The 19768-nt window shown below is 65.6% G+C and carries 16 protein-coding genes and 1 other RNA gene; 5 read left to right on the forward strand and 12 right to left on the reverse strand.

Annotated features, from left to right (window positions below; all coding sequences use genetic code 11):
* Window positions 1-3: 3 nt before the first annotated feature.
* From mraY to rsmI, 9 genes are all read right to left on the reverse strand, one after another.
* The gene (mraY, locus tag ACVWZ5_RS13040) at window positions 4-1086 is read right to left on the reverse strand and encodes a phospho-N-acetylmuramoyl-pentapeptide-transferase (RefSeq protein WP_062575070.1); all 1083 of its coding nucleotides are present in this window, start codon (window positions 1084-1086) and stop codon (window positions 4-6) included.
* Window positions 1086-2453 (reverse strand): UDP-N-acetylmuramoyl-tripeptide--D-alanyl-D-alanine ligase, encoded by a 1368-nt coding sequence (locus tag ACVWZ5_RS13045; protein ID WP_457340664.1) that lies wholly within the window; start codon window positions 2451-2453, stop codon window positions 1086-1088. The genes mraY and ACVWZ5_RS13045 overlap by 1 nt, the downstream gene beginning before the upstream one ends.
* Window positions 2446-3909: a UDP-N-acetylmuramoyl-L-alanyl-D-glutamate--2,6-diaminopimelate ligase gene (locus ACVWZ5_RS13050; protein ID WP_096049407.1), complete on the reverse strand. Its 1464-nt coding sequence runs from the start codon at window positions 3907-3909 to the stop codon at window positions 2446-2448. The genes ACVWZ5_RS13045 and ACVWZ5_RS13050 overlap by 8 nt, the downstream gene beginning before the upstream one ends.
* Window positions 3909-5636: a peptidoglycan D,D-transpeptidase FtsI family protein gene (locus ACVWZ5_RS13055; RefSeq protein ID WP_167388432.1), complete on the reverse strand. Its 1728-nt coding sequence runs from the start codon at window positions 5634-5636 to the stop codon at window positions 3909-3911. Before ACVWZ5_RS13055 ends, ACVWZ5_RS13050 begins: the two co-directional genes overlap by 1 nt.
* Window positions 5636-5929: a cell division protein FtsL gene (gene ftsL, locus ACVWZ5_RS13060; protein WP_028689746.1), complete on the reverse strand. Its 294-nt coding sequence runs from the start codon at window positions 5927-5929 to the stop codon at window positions 5636-5638. The genes ACVWZ5_RS13055 and ftsL overlap by 1 nt, the downstream gene beginning before the upstream one ends.
* The gene (gene rsmH, locus ACVWZ5_RS13065; RefSeq protein WP_062575074.1) at window positions 5926-6873 is read right to left on the reverse strand and encodes a 16S rRNA (cytosine(1402)-N(4))-methyltransferase RsmH; all 948 of its coding nucleotides are present in this window, start codon (window positions 6871-6873) and stop codon (window positions 5926-5928) included. Before rsmH ends, ftsL begins: the two co-directional genes overlap by 4 nt.
* Entirely contained in the window at window positions 6870-7325 is a 456-nt protein-coding gene (gene mraZ, locus ACVWZ5_RS13070; protein WP_011535546.1) for a division/cell wall cluster transcriptional repressor MraZ, read from the reverse strand. Before mraZ ends, rsmH begins: the two co-directional genes overlap by 4 nt.
* Before the next feature lie 309 nt (window positions 7326-7634).
* An RNA gene (gene rnpB / locus ACVWZ5_RS13075) (RNase P RNA component class A) lies at window positions 7635-7994 on the reverse strand.
* 67 nt (window positions 7995-8061) lie between these two features.
* The gene (rsmI, locus tag ACVWZ5_RS13080) at window positions 8062-8937 is read right to left on the reverse strand and encodes a 16S rRNA (cytidine(1402)-2'-O)-methyltransferase (RefSeq protein ID WP_062575075.1); all 876 of its coding nucleotides are present in this window, start codon (window positions 8935-8937) and stop codon (window positions 8062-8064) included.
* 188 nt (window positions 8938-9125) lie between these two features.
* Here rsmI and ACVWZ5_RS13085 point away from each other — a divergent pair, with 188 nt between their 5' ends.
* The 5 genes from ACVWZ5_RS13085 to ACVWZ5_RS13105 all read left to right on the forward strand — a co-directional run bounded on the left by ACVWZ5_RS13085 (window position 9126) and on the right by ACVWZ5_RS13105 (window position 12847).
* Window positions 9126-10943, forward strand: a complete 1818-nt coding sequence (locus tag ACVWZ5_RS13085; protein WP_457340665.1) for a penicillin-binding protein activator — start codon at window positions 9126-9128, stop codon at window positions 10941-10943.
* Window positions 10943-11314 (forward strand): YraN family protein, encoded by a 372-nt coding sequence (locus ACVWZ5_RS13090; RefSeq protein WP_062575076.1) that lies wholly within the window; start codon window positions 10943-10945, stop codon window positions 11312-11314. The genes ACVWZ5_RS13085 and ACVWZ5_RS13090 overlap by 1 nt, the downstream gene beginning before the upstream one ends.
* An 87-nt stretch (window positions 11315-11401) precedes the next feature.
* On the forward strand, window positions 11402-11995 hold the full coding sequence (locus ACVWZ5_RS13095; RefSeq protein ID WP_028689752.1) for a phosphoheptose isomerase: 594 nt from the start codon (window positions 11402-11404) through the stop codon (window positions 11993-11995).
* Window positions 11992-12570, forward strand: coding sequence for a BON domain-containing protein (locus ACVWZ5_RS13100; RefSeq protein ID WP_062364064.1), 579 nt, complete (start codon window positions 11992-11994; stop codon window positions 12568-12570). The genes ACVWZ5_RS13095 and ACVWZ5_RS13100 overlap by 4 nt, the downstream gene beginning before the upstream one ends.
* Window positions 12571-12628: 58 nt before the next feature.
* Window positions 12629-12847 (forward strand): YgdI/YgdR family lipoprotein, encoded by a 219-nt coding sequence (locus ACVWZ5_RS13105; RefSeq protein WP_028689754.1) that lies wholly within the window; start codon window positions 12629-12631, stop codon window positions 12845-12847.
* Window positions 12848-12921: 74 nt separating this feature from the next.
* Here ACVWZ5_RS13105 and ACVWZ5_RS13110 read toward each other — a convergent pair whose 3' ends face one another.
* The 3 genes from ACVWZ5_RS13110 to ACVWZ5_RS13120 all read right to left on the reverse strand — a co-directional run bounded on the left by ACVWZ5_RS13110 (window position 12922) and on the right by ACVWZ5_RS13120 (window position 19767).
* Window positions 12922-15918: an autotransporter outer membrane beta-barrel domain-containing protein gene (locus tag ACVWZ5_RS13110; RefSeq protein ID WP_457340690.1), complete on the reverse strand. Its 2997-nt coding sequence runs from the start codon at window positions 15916-15918 to the stop codon at window positions 12922-12924.
* Between the two features lie 178 nt (window positions 15919-16096).
* Entirely contained in the window at window positions 16097-19096 is a 3000-nt protein-coding gene (gene eprS / locus ACVWZ5_RS13115; protein ID WP_457340667.1) for an autotransporter serine peptidase EprS, read from the reverse strand.
* A 251-nt stretch (window positions 19097-19347) separates the two neighbouring features.
* Window positions 19348-19767, reverse strand: coding sequence for a ClpXP protease specificity-enhancing factor (locus tag ACVWZ5_RS13120; RefSeq protein ID WP_028689757.1), 420 nt, complete (start codon window positions 19765-19767; stop codon window positions 19348-19350).
* Between the last annotated feature and the right edge of the window lies 1 nt (window position 19768).

Raw genomic sequence — 19768 nt, forward strand, 5'->3', positions numbered from 1 at the left:
CGTTTACCTCAGTTTCAGGGTGGCAAGGCCAATCAGCACCAGAATCACGGTGATGATCCAGAAGCGGACGATCACCCGTGGCTCGGGCCAACCCTTGAGTTCAAAGTGGTGGTGGATCGGCGCCATGCGGAACACGCGCTTGCCGGTGAGCTTGAACGAAGCCACCTGGATGACCACCGACAGGGTTTCCATCACGAACACGCCGCCCATGATGAACAGGACGATTTCCTGGCGGACGATCACCGCGATGGTGCCCAGGGCCGCGCCCAGCGCCAGGGCGCCGACGTCGCCCATGAATACCTGGGCCGGATAGGTGTTGAACCACAGGAAGCCCAGGCCGGCGCCGATCAGCGCGCCGCAGAACACGATCAGCTCGCCCGAGCCCGGCACGTAAGGGATCAGCAGGTATTCAGCGAACTTCACGTTACCCGACAGGTAGCAGAAGATGCCCAGGGCACCGCCGACCATCACCGTCGGCATGATCGCCAGGCCATCGAGGCCGTCGGTCAGGTTGACCGCGTTGCTTGAGCCGACGATGACGAAATAGGTCAGCACGATGAATCCGGCGCCCAGCGGAATCGCCAGGTCCTTGAGCATCGGGATGATCAGCGTGGTCTCGACGCTGGTCGGCGCGGTCTTGTACAGGAAGATCGCCGCGGCCAGGCCGAACACAGACTGCCAGAAATACTTCCAGCGGCTCGGCAGGCCACGGGAGTTCTTTTCGATCACCTTGCGGTAGTCGTCGACCCAGCCGATGGCGCCGAACGCCAGGGTGACGATCAGCACCACCCACACGTAGCGGTTGGTCAGGTCGGCCCACAGCAGGGTGCTGATGGCAATGGCCGACAGGATCAGCGCACCGCCCATGGTCGGGGTGCCGGATTTGGACAGGTGCGATTGCGGGCCGTCGTTACGCACGGCCTGACCGATCTGGCGGATCTGCAGGGTACGGATCATCCACGGGCCCAACCACAGGGCCAGGGACAACGCGGTCAGCACGCCCAGGATCCCGCGCAGGGTCAGGTACTGGAAGACCGCGAAGCCCTTGTGGAACTGTTGCAGATACTCAGCCAACAGCAGCAGCATTAATGTTTCTCCCCGCTGGCACCACACAGTGCGGCCACGACGTTTTCCATCGCAGCGCTGCGCGAGCCCTTGATCAAGATAGTGGTGTCGCTGGCATTCTCGGCGCCGACGGCAGCGATCAGCTCAGCTTGAGTAGCGAAATGGCGGCCATTGGCGCCGAACGCCTTGACCGCATGGGCCATGTTGGTGCCCACCGCGTACAGCGCGTCGACCTTGCCGCGTGCATAGTCACCCACCTGGCGGTGGCCTTCCTCGGCCCATTGCCCCAGTTCGCCGATATCCCCGAGCACCAGGACGGTGCGTCCGGAAAAGCCGGCGAGTATATCAATGGCGGCGCACATCGAGGTGGGATTTGCGTTGTAGCTGTCGTCGATGACTCGCACGCCGTTCGGCGCGATCTGCGCCACGGTGCGGCCCTTGACCGGCTGCACGGCGTTCAAGCCGGCGGCGATGCCGCTCAGGCTCAGACCAACGGCATGGGCGGCGGCGGCGGCGGCCAGGGCGTTGCTGACGTTGTGGGTGCCGAGCAGGTTCAGCTGCACCGGGACGCTGCCGTCCGGGCCGTGCAGGGTGAACGACGGGCAGCCACGGGTGTCGCGCCCGATGTCGCTGGCATGGAAGTCCGCCTGCGGGTTGTCCAGGGCGAAACTGAAGATGTGGTGATTGCCCGCCCGCTTGCGCCAGATTTCGAATGCCTTGTCGGCCAGGTTGAGGATGGCCGTGCCGCCCTCGCCCAGGCCTTCGAGGATCTCGCCCTTGGCTTCGACGATCTTCTCAGGGCCACCGAACTCGCCGACGTGGGCGGTACCGGCGTTATTGATGATCACCACCTGCGGCCGGGTCAGGCCGACGGTGTAGCGGATCTCGCCGATGCGCGAGGCGCCCAGCTCGATCACCGCGGCGCTGTGCTGCGGAGCGATCTCGAGCAGGGTCAGCGGTGCGCCGAGGTCATTGTTCAGGTTGCCCCGGGTGGCATGCACCGGACCGCGGGTACGCAGGATCGCGGCGAGCATTTCCTTGACCGTGGTCTTGCCGCTGGAACCAGTGATGGCCACCACCGGTTTGTCGAAGGCGGCACGGTTCAGCGCGCCGAGCTGGCCGAGGGCGACGCGGCAGTCGGCGACCAGCAACTGCGGCAGGTCGACACCGGTGACCTCGCGCTCGACCAGTGCGGCGACCGCGCCCTTGGCCTTCACGTCAGCCAGGTAGTCGTGGCCATCGAAGCGCGGCCCGGTCAGGGCGACGAACAGTTGGCCGGCGACGACACTGCGGCTGTCGATGCTCACGCCTGTAAAGCTGGCGTCGGCGCCTGCCAGACGCGCATTCAGGGCGCCGGTCAGCTGGCTGAGGATCATCGGCTCAAGCATGTGGCGCCTCCCAGGCTGCAAGTGCCTTGTCGGCTTCGACCAGGTCGGAGAAGTCATGGCGCTGGCCATTGATCTCCTGGTAATCCTCGTGCCCCTTGCCAGCCAGGACGATCACGTCGTCGGCCCTGGCACTGGCGATCAGCTGGGCAATGGCCGCGCCACGGCCGGCGACGAACGCGACGGCAGCAGGCTTGGCGAAACCGGGGCGAATATCGTCGAAGATCCGCAAGGGATCTTCGCTACGCGGGTTGTCGTCGGTGACCAGCACTCGGTCGGCCAGGCGCTCGGCCACTTCAGCCATCAGCGGGCGCTTGCCAGCGTCACGATCGCCACCACAGCCGAACAGGCACAGCAGCTTGCCGTGAGCGTGCGGGCGCAGGGCTTCGAGTACTTTTTCCAGGGCATCCGGGGTGTGGGCGTAATCGACCACCACCAGCGGCTTGTCTCCGCCACCCAGGCGCTGCATGCGGCCGACCGGCCCCTGCAGTTGCGGGGTGACCTTGAGAATTTCGTCCAGCGGGTAATCCAGCGCCATCAGCGTGGCTACCACCGCCAGCATGTTGCTCAGGTTAAAACGCCCCAGCAGGCGGCTACGCAAGACATGCTCGCCCTGCGGGGTGACGATCACGGCGCGCACGCCATCATCGTTGAAGGCTGCCTCTTTGCAGAACAGCGACGCCGCCGAATCCTGCAGGCTGTAGCTGATCAGGCGCGATGCGGCAGGAGCATCTGCCAGGCGACGCCCAAAGTCATCATCCAGGTTGACCACCCGAGCACGCAGGCTCGACCAAGCGAACAGCTTGGCCTTGGCGGCCTCGTAGGCCTCCATGCTGCCGTGGTAGTCCAGGTGGTCGCGGGACAGGTTGGTCATCACCGCAATATCGAAGTCCAGCGCGGCAACCCGACCCTGCTCGAGCGCATGGGAGGATACCTCCATGGCCACGGCCTTGGCCCCGCCCTTCTTCAGGTCATTCAAGGTCGATTGCACGGCGATCGGGTCCGGCGTGGTCAGGCGGCCGCTCTGTAGCTCGCCATAAAAACCGGTGCCGAGGGTACCGATCAGGCCACAGCGGTTGCCCAGGGCGTCAAGCGCCTGGGCCAGCAGTTGGGTCACGCTGGTCTTGCCATTGGTGCCGGTCACGCCGACCAGGTCGAGCTGACGGCTCGGCTCGCCATAGAAGCGGCCGGCGATCTGCGACAGCTGGCCGATCAGGCCCTTGACCGGAATCAGCGGCGCATCGGTGAGCGGCAGCACGCTGGCGCCCTGCTCTTCATAGGCCACTGCGGCGGCGCCACGAGCCAGCGCATCGGCAATATGCGCACGACCATCGACCTTGGCCCCCGGCACGGCCAGGAACAGGTCGCCCGGGCGCACGGCGCGGCTGTCCAGGGTCAGCTCGCGGATCAACGGATCGCGGCTGGCATGGGCGAACAGTTTGCTCAATGGCATCGTCATCAACCTCGCCCTCCCTTGGCGGGTACTGCGCTGGCTTGCTGCGTCGAAGGCGGCAGGTTGTCCGGCGGTACGTTCATCAGGCGCAGGGTGCCCGACATCACTTTGCTGAATACGGGGGCCGAGACCAGGCCACCGAAGTAACCGCCCTTGCTCGGCTCGTCGATGACCACGACGATGGCGTAGCGCGGATCGCTCATCGGGCCGAAGCCGGCGAACAGCGAACGGTAGGCGTTCTCGGTGTAGCCCTTGGAACCGACGGTGGCCTTGCGCGCGGTACCCGACTTGCCACCCACGTGATAGAACGGCACCTGGGCGCGGAACACCCCACGTGGCGCCTCGATCACCTGCTGCAGCATGGCCTGCACGGTTTCGGCGGTTTCCTTGGGGATGGCCTGCACCGCTTCCGGCACCTTGTCGACCTTGAGAATCGACAGCGGCACCATCTTGCCGTCGTTGGCCAGCGCGGCGTAGGCATGCACCAGTTGCAGGGCGGTCACCGACACGCCATAGCCATACGACAGGGTCGCGGTCTCGGCCTTGCGCCACTCGCGGTGGTTGGGCAGGTTGCCGACGCGCTCTCCCGGGAAGCCGAGTCCGGTGTACTGGCCCAGGCCGACCTGGGACATCACCCGATAGATGGCCTCGCCACCGATATCGAAGGCGATCTTGCTCATGCCGACGTTGGACGAGTTGATCAGGATGCCGGTCAGGTCGAGGATCGGGCCCTCGCTTCTGGACACGTCCTTGATGGTGTAGCGGCCGATCTGCAAGCTGCCCGGATACACCTCGACCTTGTCAGTGGGTTTCCAGCGGCCGCTCTGCAGCGCAGCACTCATGGAGATCGGCTTGACCGTCGAGCCCGGCTCGAAGACGTCGATGATCGCCCGGTTGCGCATGGCCGCCGGGAACATGCTGCGGCGATTGTTCGGGTTGTAGGTCGGCTGGTTGACCATGGCCAGGACCTCGCCGGTCTTGACGTCCATGATCACCAGGCTGCCGGCCTTGGCTTCCTGTTCGGCGATCGCGTTGCGCAGTTCGCGGGTAGCCAGGTATTGCAGGCGCAGGTCTATCGACAACGCCAAGGTCTTGCCGGCCTTGGCGTTCTTGGTTACCTGGATATCCTTGATCAGCCGACCACGCCGGTCCTTGATCACCTGCCGCTTGCCGGGCACTCCCGCGAGCCACTCGTCGTAGGCCAGCTCGACGCCTTCACGACCATGGTCGTCCAGGTCGGTGAAGCCGACCATGTGCGCGGTGACATCGCCTGCCGGATAGAAACGACGGAACTCTTCCAGGCCGTAGACACCCGGCACCTTCAGGTCAAGCACGTGCTGGCCCTGCTCCGGGGTCAGGCCACGGACCAGGTAGATGAATTCCTTGTTGGCCTGCTGGGTCAGGCGCTCGGTCAGCTGCTGCGGGTTCTGCCCCAGCGCGGCGGCCAGTTGCGGCCAGCGATCCTTGGCCGCCTGCATTTCCTTGGGGTTGGCCCACAAGGTGGTGACCGGGGTACTGACGGCCAGCGGCTCGCCGTTGCGGTCGGTGATCAGGCCACGGTGCGCAGGAATGGGAATATGGCGCAGACTGCGGGCATCACCCTGGCCTTTGAGGAAGTCACGGTCGACCACCTGCAGGTCGATGATGCGCCAGCAGATGGCACCGACCATCAGCGCCAGCAAGCCGATAACCACCCTGAACCGCCAAGGGTAGAGCGCGCCCTCGAGCTTCATCATGGCGCCACCATCCGCACTTCGTCAGCGGCGGGCACGCGCATCTTGAGCTGCTCGGAGGCCAGGCTCTCGATACGGCTGGACGCGGTCCAGGTGCTTTGTTCGAGGATCAGTCGCCCCCACTCGGCCTGGGCCTTGTCGCGCTCGCTCAACTCACCGTACAGGGTGTTGAGCAGTTGGCGGTTCCAGTGGGCACTGTAGGAAACGGCAATGGCCGAAATCAGGACGGCGACGAACAGCAGGAGCATCAGGAAGCTTCCGCCTGGCAAAGGCTTGGCAAACAGCCGGCTCACCGCAACTTCTCCGCCACCCGCATCACGGCGCTGCGCGACCGCGGATTGGCCTTGAGTTCGGCTTCGGAGGCGAACTGCGCCTTGCCGATGAGCTTGATCTTCGGCTCGAAGGTCTTGTGCTGCACCGGCAGGTTGCGCGGCAGGTTGTCCGCTTCGCCCTTGACCAGCTTGCGCATGAACAGTTTGACGATACGGTCTTCCAGCGAGTGGAAACTGATCACCGCCAGGCGGCCACCCACTTCGAGGGCATCGAGCGCGGCTTCAAGGCCCGTCTCGAGGTCACCCAGTTCATTGTTGACGTGAATGCGCAGCCCCTGGAACGCTCGAGTGGCCGGATTCTTGCCCTTCTCCCAAGCCGGATTGGCGACCTTGAGCACCTCGGCCAGGTCGGCGGTACGGGTGAACGGCTGCTTCTCGCGACGCTCGACCACGGCACGCGCCATGCGCCCGGCGAAACGCTCCTCGCCATACTCCTTGAACACGCGGGCGATTTCCTCGACCGGAGCAGTGGCAACGAACTCGGCGGCACTGATGCCCTGGTCCGGGTTCATGCGCATGTCCAGCGGACCGTCGTTGAGGAAACTGAAGCCACGCTCCGGGTCATCAAGCTGCGGCGAAGACACGCCCAGGTCAAGCAGGATGCCGCTGACCTTGCCTGCCAGGCCGCGCTCGGCCACCTCGGCACCCAGCTCGGCAAAGCTGCGCTGCACAATGACAAAGCGGCCGTCTTCGGCCGCTAGCGCTTGCCCGGTGGCAATCGCCTGTGGATCCTTGTCGAACCCGAGCAGCCGCCCTTGCGGCCCGAGCTTGCTGAGGATCAGGCGGCTGTGGCCGCCACGCCCGAAGGTGCCGTCCAGATAGCAACCGTCGGCGCGCAGAGCCAAGGCCTCGACGGCTTCGTCGAGGAGGACGGTGATGTGGTTGAAGCCGCTATCTATGGTCACAGGATCAGGTCACGCAAATCATCGGGCATGGCGCCCGGTTGTTGAATAGCTGCAAGGTCGGCTGCCGAAACCGCGTTCCAGGCATCCTCGTCCCACAGCTGGAATTTGTTCAACTGCCCCACCAGCATCGCCTTCTTGTCCAGCTTGGCGTACTCACGCAGGCGCGGCGGCACCAGGAAACGCCCACTGCCATCGAGTTCCAGGTCAACCGCATTGCCGATCAGCAAACGCTGCAGGCGACGGTTTTCCTCACGCAACGACGGCAAGGCGCGCAGCTTGGCTTCTATCTGCTCCCACTCGTCGAGGGGATAAACACACAAGCAGGGGTCAACGGCGTCGATGGTCACGATCAACTGACCATTGCAACGCGAATCGAGCTCGTCACGGTACCGGCTCGGCATGGCGAGACGGCCCTTGGCATCGAGGCTGACGGCGTTGGCTCCGCGGAACACGGCTGCGATTCCCCACAATGTTAGCTTTTTTGTGTCAGAAAACCCACTTCATCCCACTTTCTGCCACTTGCGCACACTATAGGAATCCGCCCGCCACACCGTCAAGGCACGTTCATAGGGAAATCCCTTACAGGACGGCGATTTAGCTCAACAAAGGAAGGTGGAAGGATTGCCGAAGAAGAAAACTGACGGGAAAAATCAAACACACTCAAGCGGATAGAGTGCGAAGTTAAAGTGATTTATTAAGAGTAAGAATTTTTCGGTATTACCAGGGCGCTTCTGCTATCGATTCAAGCAGGGAGGGAAAAGGTGGAGAGTCGATCTGTAAGCCGGGTTTTGTCGAGGACAGTCATTCCTCTACGACGGCCATCACTGGACGCCTCTAGCAACCTACCCGGTTCCGACGCGGGCCACGCCGTATGGAACCCTATTTGGTCTTGCTCCGAGTGGGGTTTACCTAGCCACGGACTGTTGCCAGCCGTGCGGTGCGCTCTTACCGCACCTTTTCACCCTTACCGGCACCGAAGTGCTTAGGCGGTTGTTTTCTGTGGCACTTTCCGTAGGCTCGCGCCTCCCAGGCGTTACCTGGCACTCTGCCCTATGGAGCCCGGACTTTCCTCCCCCGACTTTTGCGGAACAAAAGACGGCAGCGACTGTCCGATCGACTCTCCGCCGCCAAGGTTACCGGTAGCCGCGCCCAAGAACAAGCGATGCAACAAATAATATCATTACGCCATTAATGGGATTTCTGTTTTTCCAGCGCCAACTGGTAGAGCAGGTTCTTGCGCACACCGGTAATCTCGGCCGCCAAAGCCGCGGCCTTCTTCAACGGCAACTCGGCCAGCAGCAAGTCCAGCACGCGCTGGACCTCGGCGCTGATGGCCTGATCGCCCTCCGGCGCGCTCCAGCCCGCCACCAGCACAACACACTCACCGCGCTGCTGGTTGCTGTCGCCCTGCACGAACGCGCGCAGCTCGGCCAGGGGCAGCCCTTTCAGGGTCTCGAAGGTCTTGGTGATCTCGCGGGCCAATACCGCCGGACGATCGCCACCGAACACCGCCTCCATGTCTTCCAGGCACTCAAGAATACGATGCGGCGCCTCATAGAAGATCAGCGTGCGCGACTCTTCCCTGACCTGCTCCAGACGCGCCCGGCGCCCGGCGGCCTTCGCCGGCAGGAATCCCTCGAAGATGAAGCGGTCCGACGCCAGCCCCGCCGCCGACAGCGCAGCGATCAGCGCACAGGCACCGGGTACCGGCACCACTTGCACACCGGCGGCACGCGCCTGGCGCACCAGGTGATAGCCCGGGTCGGAAATCAATGGCGTGCCGGCGTCGGACACCAGTGCCACATCATCGCCGGCCAGCAGACGGGTGATGAAGCGCCCGCCTTCGTCGCGCTCGTTGTGCTCATGGCAGGCCGCCAGCGGCGTGTCGATGCCGAAGTGTTGCAGCAGGCGCACCGAGTGACGGGTGTCCTCGGCGGCGATCAGGCTCACATCGGCCAGCACCTTCAACGCCCGGGCGCTCATGTCGTCGAGGTTGCCGATGGGCGTGGCGACGACGTAAAGCTTGCCCAACGTGGATTTCGGAACCCCTGCAACATCAGTCACTGCGCACACCTGCTTTTCGGATCAAAGGTCGCCATTGTAGCCCGAGCGCCGGTAACAGGGCGCAAAGAACTTCACCCCGGCGCTGCCGGCGGCCACCTATAGTGAAGGATCAGTGTCGACGAGATCGCGCCCCGCCCCCCGCTTGGGTACAATTGCCGGCCAACTTGATCGAGTAACAGGACCTTTACATGATCGCTTGTCTGCGGCTGCTCACAGCCCTCTGCCTCGCTGCCCTGCTGGCAGCCTGCGCCAGCTCGCCCTCATCCAGCCTGGGCGAACTGCCACGCACCCCGGACGCCAGCATCGAGCAACTGCTCGAGAAGGCGGCCTCCAGCAAGTCCGCCGAGGACGCGGCCCTGCTGCGCCTGAGCGCCGCGGACCTGGCATACAAGCACAAGGACTTCCCGCGCGCGGCCCGGATCCTCGAGCAGGTCCAACTGGAACCGCTCAAGCCCGCCCAGCAGGTGTTCGCCTCGACCCTGGCCGCGGAACTGGCCATGAGCCGCAACCAGCCCAAGGCCGCCCTGACCGCCCTCGCGCACCCGAGCCTGCAACGCGTCGGCGAACTGCCGGCTGAGCAGCAGATTCGCACCTACAGCGTCCACGCCGCCGCCCTCGAGGCCGACGGCCAGGCCCTGGCTGCCGCCCAGCAGCGCGTGCTGCTGGCGCCGTTGCTCAGCGAGCAGGCCGCCGCCGCCAACAACGACGCCACCTGGGCTCTGGTTGCATCGCTGCCCGCCGAACAGCTGCAACAGCCCGCCGCCAACGAGACCCTGGCCGGCTGGACCAGCCTGGCCCTCGCCGTCAAGCGCGCCGGCACCCTGGAGCAGCAACAGGCCGCCATCGACACCTGGCGCCAGCAACACCCCGAGCACCCGGCGGCCAGGCAACTGCCGACCGCCCTGGTCAAACTCAAGGAACTGGCCAGCCAACCACTGACCAAGATCGCCCTGCTGCTGCCCCAGGAAGGCCCGCTGGCCGGTGTCGCCCGCGCCCTGCGCGACGGCTTCATGGCCGCCCACTTCCAGGCGCAGCAAGGTGGCCAGCCGGCCCCCGCCGTACAGGTGTTCGACAGCTCGCGCATCACCTCGCTGGATGACTTCTACCGCCAGGCCCAGGCCACTGGCGTGCAACTGGTGGTCGGCCCGCTGGAAAAACCGCTGGTCAAGAAACTCGCCGCCTACCCGCAACTGCCCATCACCACCCTGGCCCTGAACTACGCCGACGCCGGCCAGAAAGCCCCACCGCAACTGTTCCAGTTCGGCCTGGCCGCCGAGGACGAAGCCCGCGAAGTCGCCCGCCGCGCGCGCGCCGACGGCATGGTCCGCGCCGTGGCCCTGGTGCCGAGCGGTGAGTGGGGCGACCGCGTGCTCGCCGCCTTCCGCCAGGACTGGGAAGGCAATGGCGGTACCCTGATCAGCGCCCAGCGCATCGCCCAGCCGGTTGCCCTCGCCCAGCAGATCGCCGACCTGTTCCAGCTGCGCCAGAGCGAAGGCCGCGCCAAGAGCCTGCAGAGCACCGTCGGCGGCAACATCGCCGCCCAGCCTTCGCGTCGCCAGGACATCGACTTCATCTTCCTCGCCTCGACGCCACAACAAGCCCAGCAGATCAAGCCGACGCTGAACTTCCAGTACGCCGGCGACGTACCGGTCTACGCCACCTCCAACCTGTACAGCGCCAGCGGCGACGTCAACCAGTACAACGACATGAACGGCATCCGCTTCTGCGAAACGCCGTGGCTGCTGGACACCACCAACAGCCTGCGCCAGCAGGTCGTGCAGCAGTGGCCGCAGGCCGCCGGCAGCCTCGGCCGCCTGTATGCCATGGGCGTCGACGCCTATAGCCTGGCGCCACGCCTGGGCCAGCTCAAGGCACTGCCGGACAACCGCGTCGAGGGCCTGTCGGGCAGTCTGAGCATGAACGCCAGCCAGCGCGTCGAGCGCCAGCTGCCGTGGGCCGAGTTCGCCGGTGGCCAGGTCAAGCGCCTGCCGGACACGCCGCGCTGATGCCCGGCGCATCGCCCAACCGCGCCGGCCAGGCCGCCGAGGACCACGCCCTTGAATACCTTCAGGGGCAAGGCCTGCGGCTGCTGGCGCGCAACTGGCGATGCAAGCGGGGCGAGCTCGATCTGGTCATGCTCGATGCCGATACAGTAGTATTCGTCGAAGTCCGCTACCGGTTGCATGCGGAGTTCGGCGGAGCGCTCGCCAGTATCGATGGGCGCAAGCAGCAGCGACTGGCGCTGGCCGCCAACCTCTTCCTGCAGCAAGCGCCCTGCTGGGCCACCCACCCCTGCCGTTTCGACGTTGTCGCCCTGCAGGGCCAGGGGCATGCGGGGCAACCGCTTCAATGGCTGAAAAACGCCTTCGAATGCTGAACCCAATTCGATTTTCTAGCTCTATGTTTCGCGGGCTGGTCACTGTTGCGCGTAGCAAAGGCCACCGCCCCTCTTAAGGTCACCCAGATGGACATGCAATCCCGAATCCGCCGACTGTTCCAGAACAGCATCGACACCAAGCAACAGGCAATGGACATCCTGGCACCCTACATCGAGCAGGCCAGCCTGGTCATGGTCAACACCCTGCTCAACGACGGCAAGATGCTCGCCTGCGGCAACGGCGGCTCGGCCGGCGACGCCCAGCATTTCTCATCGGAACTGCTCAACCGCTTCGAGCGTGAACGCCCGAGCCTGCCGGCCATCGCCCTGACCACCGACAGCTCCACGCTCACCTCGATCGCCAACGACTACAGCTACAACGAAGTCTTCTCCAAGCAGATCCGCGCCCTGGGCCAGCCCGGCGACGTCCTGCTGGCGATCTCCACCAGCGGCAACTCGGCCAACGTGATCCAGGCGATCCAGGCCGCCCATGACCGCGAAATGATCGTCGTTGCCCTGACCGGGCGCGACGGCGGCGGCATGGCCTCGCTACTGCTGCCCGAGGACGTGGAAATCCGCGTCCCCTCGAGCGTGACCGCACGCATCCAGGAAGTCCACCTGCTGGCGATCCACTGTCTGTGCGACCTGATCGACAGCCAACTGTTCGGGAGTGAAGAATGATCTCCAAGCGTCTCGGCCTGATGGCCCTAACCCTGTGCCTGGGTGTCTCCGGCTGCAGTTCCGTGCTGACCTCGACCCGTAACTCGCCGATCGAGGACGACCGCGGCACCCGCACCATCGGCAGCAAGATCGACGACTCGCTGATCGAGACCAAGGTCTCGGTCAACATCGCCAAGGCCAACCCGGAGCTGGACAAGGGTTCGCACATCGTCGTCAGCAGCTACAACGGCGTGGTGCTGCTTGCCGGCCAGACACCGCGCGCTGACCTCAAGTCCCTTGCCGAGCAGACCGCCGGCCAGGTGCAGCGGGTCAAGAAGGTGCATAACGAGCTGCAGGTGATGCAGCCATCGTCGATTCTGGCGCGCAACAACGACGCCTGGCTGACCACCAAGATCAAGACCCAGATGCTGACCGACGAGAGCGTTCCCAGCTCGCGCATCAAGGTGATCACCGAGAACGGCATTGTCTATCTGCTCGGCCTGGTCCGCCAGCAGGAGGCCAACGCCGCCACCAACGTGGTGCAGGGCGTATCGGGCGTGCAGAAGATCGTCAAGCTGTTCGAATACATCGACTGACAACCCTTCGGCGGGCGTCAGGACGCTCGCCTTTCCCCTCTGATCCAGGAAGTACTCCATGAAAAAGCTGCTGCTGCCCGCCCTGCTGATCGGCGCCTTCGCCACCTTGGCCGGCTGCTCCACCCCGAGCGTGATCACCCTCAACGATGGTCGCGAACTGCAGACCACCGACACTCCGCACTTCGACCGCAACTCCGGCTTCTACGAGTTCAAGCAACTGGACGGCAAGCCGACCCGCATCAACAAGGACCAGGTGCAGAGCATCAAGGACCTGTAATTGCGAAATGGCGGTTCAGGCAGGTCAAGCAAAACGCCCGATGCTCAGCATCGGGCGTTTTGCTTTTCAGGGCCTCAGAACGCCCAGTCCAGGCTCAAGCCCACCCCGTGGCTCTTGTCGCGGCTACCCAGCAATCCGTTGTAGTCGAGGTTGACCCGGGCCTGACGCCCCAGGCTGATCCCCGCCCGTGCGCCGATCACCGCCGCATCACGGTCCAGGGACAGCGCCTGGACCTTGTAGGCATCGCCCTGGCCGGCAAAGGCCAGGTGCTGGTCGGACCCGGTGGAACTCAGGTTGTGCTGCCAACCCAGGGTGGCGGAAAGCTCCACCGTCTGGCCGCCGGACAATTGCAACTGCTTGCCGGCGCGCATGCCCAGGGTCGAGAGCCAGGCATCGCGATTATCCTGTCCGCCCTTGAGCGCGGCGGCGCCGCCATGCTCCTTGAAGCTGTCGCTGGCAATATGCACATAGGCCAGGTTGGCGAACGGCTCCAGCGCCATGCCCGGCACCGCGACCTTCCAGGCGGCCTCGCCGAACACCTGGGTGCTCTGCGCATCACGCTTGCTCTTCTGGCGATCGCTGACCTCGTTGTATTGCAGCTCGCGCTTGGTCTCGATGCGATGCCAGCTGTGGCTGCCGCCCAGGCTCAGGCGCACCTGCTCCAGCTCCTTGCCGGCATAGGCACCCAAGTGGTAGCTGTCGACGCTGGCCGAGGAATGACGACCATCGCCCATGCTCAGCGAGCTGTCGCTGTAGCCGGTGAAGACGCCAAGGCGGGTGTCCTCGCTCAACTGCCCGTCGACACCCAGCAGCATGCCGCCGATCGAACTGCTGTAGCGCGCATGGCCAGAATCACCGTCGGCCTTGCCCCAGGCCCCCAGGGCCTTGACCCACAGGCCGTTGCCCTGGCCGTCGATGGCCGGCGCGGCGGCGACACCCTGCTGGCGGGTACGCTCGCCCACGGCGTCGCGCAACTGGCGACTGTCGTTGAGCAGCAGATTGCCCACCGCCGGGTGTATTTCACCGGACAGTTGATCGAACGCCTGCCGGGCGCTGCCGGCATCAGCCGACAACAGCAGGCTCTCGTAGACCGGATTGCCCGCGCCGAGCCGGTCGGCGGCCGCGGCCACCGAACGCTGGTTGGCGGTCAGGCCGACACTGGCGAAGCTGGCGCTGCGTTGCACCGCCAGCTGCACCCCGGTGCCGGTGTAGGTCAGGCCACCGCCAAGGAACAGCAGGTTGGACTGCACAGCGGCAAAACCGCCCTGCACGCCGCCAGCGGCCTGCAGGATGTCGAACTGACGTCCCACCAGGCTGGTTGCCGGCTGGGACTGCAGCGAAACCCCGGGATTCTGCAGATCCAGGGCCAGGTTCGCACCGCTCACAGAAACCGTGCCATCGCTGACCAGGCGGTCGCTGCCAGTAGCATCAAGCTCCACGGCATAGGTCGAGCCCGGTTGGAAGGTGACGTCGGAGCCCACGCGCAGGGTGCCGATGGAGTTGCCTGGCGCCACCACGCCACCACGGTTGACCACCAGCGCGCCGATCCGGCCATTGCCGCCCAGCATGCCGCCGTCATTGACCGTCACCGTCGATTGCAGCGAGCCATTGACCGCCAGCCGCCCCTGGTTGACCAGGGTTGGACCTGCGTAGGTGTTGTTGCCGCTGAGCACCAGGGTACCGATACCCTGCTTGGTCAGGCCGCCATGGCCGGAGATATCGTTGCTCCACAGGTCCAGCACGCAGCTAAGCCCGTTGCAGAGTCGCTGGGTCGGCCTGCCGGCATCGACCACGGCGCCGACACCCGGCAGATCGACCACGAACTGGCTCGGGCCGTAGCCGCCGGCGATGCGGAACTCCTCGGGGATGTCCTGCTCGGTGACCAACATGCCCGGACCGCGGATCCCCTTGTCCAGGTTGATCATGCCCCAGCCGTACAAGGCATCGATGCCGGGCGCGCCCATGTCGGTGGCGGTAGTGCGCAGCACGCTGGCGATCTGTGCGCCGCTCATGTAGGGGAAGCGCTCCATCAGCACCGCCGCCGCGCCGGCGGCATGGGGCGCGGCCATGGACGTGCCGTTCTTGTTGGCGTAGCCCTGGGTCAGGTCCTCCAGACTGGTGCCGCCGATCACCGCGCTGTAGATCCGGGTACCGGGAGCCGAGACGCAGAAGCTCGCGGTATAGCCGCAGCGGGAAGAGAACGTGCTGGCCAGGTACGGGTTGGCGCTGCTGGTGTCGGGGTTCTGCTGCAACGCCGCCACGGTCATCCAGTTCGGGGCGATGTCCGGAACGAAATAGCCCAGGCCGGCAATCGCGTCGGGGTTGTTCAGGTTGTAGTCGTTGCCGGCGGCGAAGATCGTCAGGACTCCGCTGCGGGCAGCGGCGATGGCCCCGTCGTAGGCACCGCCAGGCAAGGTGCCCAGCAGCGGCTGGATCTGCGCGAACTGTGCGCGGGCATCGTCCACGGTGAAATGCGGGAAGTCCGGGTTGCGCCCGCCCTTGGCGAAGCGATCGGTGATACCGATGCCCCAGCTGTTGTTGATGATCCGCGCGCCGCTGGCCACCAGGCTGTCCCAGCCGGCCTTGTACACCGCGCCATCATTGCCCAGGACGATGCCATCCTCGGGGCCGGGGTCGCCGTTGTCGGCACTGATGATCTGCGCATCATAGGCCACGCCGTGCATCGACTCGCCATCACGGTTGCCGGCGGCGATCCCGCCGACGTGGGTACCGTGGGAGCCGAGCTTGCCGTCCGAGCCCACCGACGGGCTGCCGTCATAGCGGAACGCATCGCCGGCCTTCACCGGAATGTAGGGGTCGGTGTACTGGCGAATGCCGCTGGTGACCAGGGTCACGATCTTGTCCTTGCCGGCGAACTCGGGGTGCGGGGCATATACCGGCTGGTCGAAGATCCCCAGCTTCACCCCCTTGCCGCTGTAGCCGGCGGCATAGGCGCTGTCGGCGTGGATCGCCCCCAGCCCCCAGTCGGCCTTGAACTCGCTGCTGCGCCAGCTGCCGGCATCGCCGAGGCGCCCACTCTCCACGTAGGGCGCGGCCTGGGCCGTGCCCATCAGCGCCGCCCAACCCACCAATGCCCGCCCCAGTGGGGCCAGGGCCCAGCCCTGCGCGAGTGCGCTGTCATCCTTTCTGACGTGCTTCACTACAACCTTCCTTAGTTTTGTTTTGGTTTAGTACCGCGTTGGTCACACTCCGTGTTGCAACGCCTGGCCCGTATCACGCCAGGGCGCTTCAGAACCGCCATTGCAGGTTGAGCCCTGCGCCATGCTGTTGCTCGCGACTGGCCAGGCGCCCCTGGTAGTCCAGGCTCAGGTCCAGGTCGCGGGTCAGTCCCAACCGTGCCTGCAGCCCCACCAGCGCGGCATCGCGCAAGGCCGGCGCAGTCTCCGCCCGGAACGGCAGGTCGCTGCCGGCGAAAGCCAGGTGCTCACGATCCTGGGTGCCGTTCAGGCGATGCTGCCAGCCCAGGCTTGCCGCCAGTTGCAGGTCCTGCTGCGGGCCCAGTTGCCATTGCTGGCGCCCACGCAGGCCCAAGGTGCCGAGCCAGGCGTCGCGCTGCTCGTCACCGGCATGCAGCGCCGCAGCACTGCCTTTCTCATGGAAGCCGTCGCGCTCCAGGTGCTGGTAGGTCAGGTTGGCGAAAGGCTCCAGCTGTACCGCCGGCAACGCCAGGCGATAGGCCGCCTCGGCGAACACCTGCTGGCTGCGGGCATCGATCCGTGCGCGCTGGCGGCCAGACACCTCGCCATAGGCCAGGTCGCGCCGGACTTCGGCACGGTGCCAGCTGTGGCTGGCGCCCAGGCTCAGGCGCAACTGGTCCAGGTCATGGCGGGCATAGGCGCCCAGGTGGTAGCTGTCGACCGTGGCCCGGGAGTGGCTGCCGCCCATGCCCAGGGAACTGTCGCTGTAGCCTGCGCCCAGGCCGGCCCGGGTCTGCTCGTCAAGGTCATGGTCCACGCCCAGCAGCACGCCGCCCAGGGAACTGGTATAGGACTCGGTGCCTTGCACGCCCTCGATGCGCCCCCAACTGCCCAGGCCCTTGAGCCAGAGCTGGGTCGCACCCGACTCGCTGTCACCCTTTCCAGGGGCATTGGTAATCAGTGCGCGACCTTGCACTCGCTCACCCAGGGCATCGCGCAAGACCGAGCCCTGGCTGAGCAGCATCGAGTCCAGCGCCGGGTAGATCTCCCCGGCCAGCTGACGCAGGCCGTCCCGGGCCTGGTCCGCCGAGGTCGAAAGCAGCAGGCTTTCATACACGGGATTGCCCGGCCCCAGCCGCTCCACGGCACCGCCGCTGGCGCGCTGGTTGGCCGTGACACCGACACTGGCGAACGTCGTGGCGCTGCGCGTCACGTCCAGTTGCACGCCGTTGGCCGAATAATCGAGGAAAGTCCCCAGGAACAGGTAGTCGGGCTCGACCTGGGCGAAGCGCCCGTTGACGCCACCTGCGGCCTGCAGGATGTCGAACTGGCGCCCCACCAGGCTGGACACCGGGCCGCTGGTCAACAGGTTGGGCCGCGCCTGGGACTGCAGGCTGAGATTGGCGCCGCCGACACTGGCCTGACCAGCAACGACGAGGCGGTCGCTGGCCGTGGGCGACAGTTCCACCCGGTAGGTCGAGCCCGGCTGCAAGTCCAGGTTGCCAGCGACACTCAAGGTGCCGATGGAGTTACCCGGGGCCACCACGCCCCCGGCGCTGGCGGTCAGGGCACCGACCCGCCCGTTGCCGCCCAGGGTACCGCCCGCATTGACCGTCACCGCCGATTGCAGGCTGCCGTTGACCGCCAGCAAGCCGCCCTCGACGCGGGTCGGGCCGCGGTAGCTGCTGTCCCCCGTGAGCTCGAGCCAGCCAGCCCCGGACTTGACCAGGCTGCCCTGGTAGACTCGCTGCGCGGCAGCCGCGTCGCGGGCCATGCCCAAGGCATAGTCACTGCGATCCTGCTGGCTGGCGCCCGCTGCCAGGCCATGCTCCCAGCCGCGATCCTTGAGGGTCTGCTGCCAGGCCTGGCGTTCCGCGGCGTCCTCGATTTGACGCTGCACCAAGGCCTGGTCGGAGATGCCGTTGCTCCAGCTATCGCCCTGCCCGCGCCCCAGGTTGACGTCGAATTCACCCAGCAACTGCCCGGGTCCGTGCAACGCCCGGCCCAGGTCCGGAACGCCCCAACCCACCCGCTCGCTGGGTCCCTGGGTCGGCGAGCCGTCGAGCTGGCGCGAGGTGGTCAGCAGCACTTGCAGGGCCTGCTGGTTGTTCAGGTAGGGATAGCGCTCCATGACCAGGGCCAAGGCCCCTGTGGCATGAGGTGCGGCCATCGAGGTGCCGTTGTAGGTGGCGTAGCCGCCACCGGGCACGGTACTGCTGATCGCCGCGCCCGGGGTCGCCAGGCACCAGTACTTGGCGATGCCGCACTGGTTGTATTTCTGCTGGTTGTTCTTGTCCAGGCCCGACACCGCCAGCCAGTGGCCTTCCAGCTCCGGCTGGAAGTACGGCAGCGCCGAGCGCACGCTGGCATTGGCATAGCCGCTGTTGCCGGCGCTGAATACGTTGATCACCCCCCGACGCGCCACGTCGCCGGCGGCGTCGAGCCAGGTGTCCTGCTGGAAATGCTGAGCGTAGGCCGCGCGCAAGCCGTCCAGGGTCTGGTAGCTGACATCCTTGGGCTGGCTGCCCCAGCTGTTGTTGATGGCCCGAACACCGGCGTCCATCAGGGCATCGTAGACCGCCTTGAAATACTTGGGGTCAGGGCCGGGACCGAACAGAAACTTGTCGTCGTGGTTGGTGTTGCCCACGTAGACCTGGGCATTGAAGGCCACGCCATGCATGCCAGCGCCATCACGGGCCGCGCCCATGGTGCCGGTGACATGGGTGCCATGGCTGTCGTTGGCGCCATTGAGCCCGCCGGACACACTGAACGGAGTGCCATCCAGGTACTGGCCGGTGGCGGTAACGGCGTGAAAACGCAGGGGGTTGGCTTCGGGGTGGGCGGCATCGAATCCCGAGTCCAGGGCGCCAATGCTGACGCCGGCGCCGGTGATGCCGGCGGCATAGGCCTGACTCGCCTGCATGCGCTCCAGGCCCCAGTCCTGCTGGTACTCGGCCGACCGCCAGCTGGCAGGGTCGCCCAGGCGACCGGTTTCCTGATAGGCCGCCACAGCAGGCAACGGCAGTCCGGTGGCGAACGCCAGGCACAGGGTGCCCGTCAGCGCCTTGAGCTGATCACATCTCACATCCATGTCGATGACTTCTCTTGTTTTTGTTGTTGGGTCGCCCGTCCTGGGTCGACCGGTGTGTCGCTGCATTGCTCGGCCGCATGGCCATTTCGAGCCAGAGGCGGTCGCCCGCCCCTGGCCAAGTTACTTCGGCCTCAGGCCTGGAAGCAGCCTGCGGCTGCAAGTCGTGAGCTTCTGAAATTGCTTACGATAAGTCAATCGGCGTCGAAACATCTTCAGCGGTGCCGAACCTGCCCGGCCTGACTGCCCTACGCCTACTTGACCACCTTCAGGCTCGGACGGCCAGTGGGGCGTGGCGGCTCGGGCGGCCCATCATCATCCGGCTCGACGCCTTCATCTTCATGGTCATCCTCATCCTCGAACGGCGGCTCCAGTTCGAAGACCATGCCCTGGCCGTTCTCCCGGGCATAGATCCCGAGGATGGCGCCGACCGGCACGAAGAGCGAGTGCGCAACGCCGCCGAAACGGCCTTCGAAACTCACCGCCTCGTTATCCATGTGCAGGCTGCGCACGGCACTGGGAGAGATGTTCAGGACGATCTGGCCATCGCTGGCGAAACCCTGGGGCACCTGGACCGCCGGATACTCGGCATTGACCAGCATATGTGGCGTGCAATCGTTGTCGACGATCCACTCGTACAGCGCACGAACCAGATAGGGGCGACTGGAGTTCATC

The sequence above is a fragment of the Pseudomonas sp. TE6283 genome (assembly GCF_054060555.1).